1 protein-coding gene and 1 pseudogene are annotated in these 394 nt (G+C 67.3%); one reads left to right on the forward strand and one right to left on the reverse strand.

The annotated features are described in order from the left end of the window. Nucleotides 1-13 precede the first annotated feature (13 nt). A pseudogene (locus G3I54_RS39345) lies at nucleotides 14-181 on the forward strand (ketoacyl-synthetase C-terminal extension domain-containing protein); the annotation flags it as partial. Between the two features lie 33 nt (nucleotides 182-214). Here the strand turns inward: G3I54_RS39345 and G3I54_RS39350 are convergent. Beyond that, on the reverse strand, nucleotides 215-394 hold a 180-nt coding region (locus tag G3I54_RS39350), incomplete at its 5' end, for a hypothetical protein (RefSeq protein ID WP_239144265.1).

Below are 394 nucleotides of genomic sequence, written 5' to 3' on the forward strand. Positions count from 1 at the left end.
GCGTCGGGCGGGTGTGTCGTCGTTCGGGATCAGCGGAACCAACGCCCACGTCATCCTCGAACAGGGCACAGAGGAAACCGAGTCTGTCGCGGAGACATCACTCTCACTGTCGCCTACTCCGTGGCCGCTGTCGGCGAAGGACGCGACGGCGCTTCGTGAACAGGCGGCACGGTTGGCAGCGAGCCCTGCCGCCGCGTCGGCAGGTGTTGGGTGGTCACTGGCCGTGACTCGTGCCGCGCTTGAGCACCGTGCGGTGCTGCTGGGCGGCTCTGCTGAGGAGCTTGTCGCCACCGCCGCACAGTTCGGGGCCGGTTCGGGCGGTTCGGTTGTCGTACAGGGCCGGACGCTGACGGATTCCCGTCCGGTGTTTGTTTTTCCTGGTCAGGGTGCGCAG

Origin of the sequence: Streptomyces sp. SID14515, assembly GCF_010548505.1 — a bacterium.
Taxonomy (GTDB): Bacteria; Actinomycetota; Actinomycetes; order Streptomycetales; family Streptomycetaceae; genus Streptomyces; species Streptomyces caviscabies.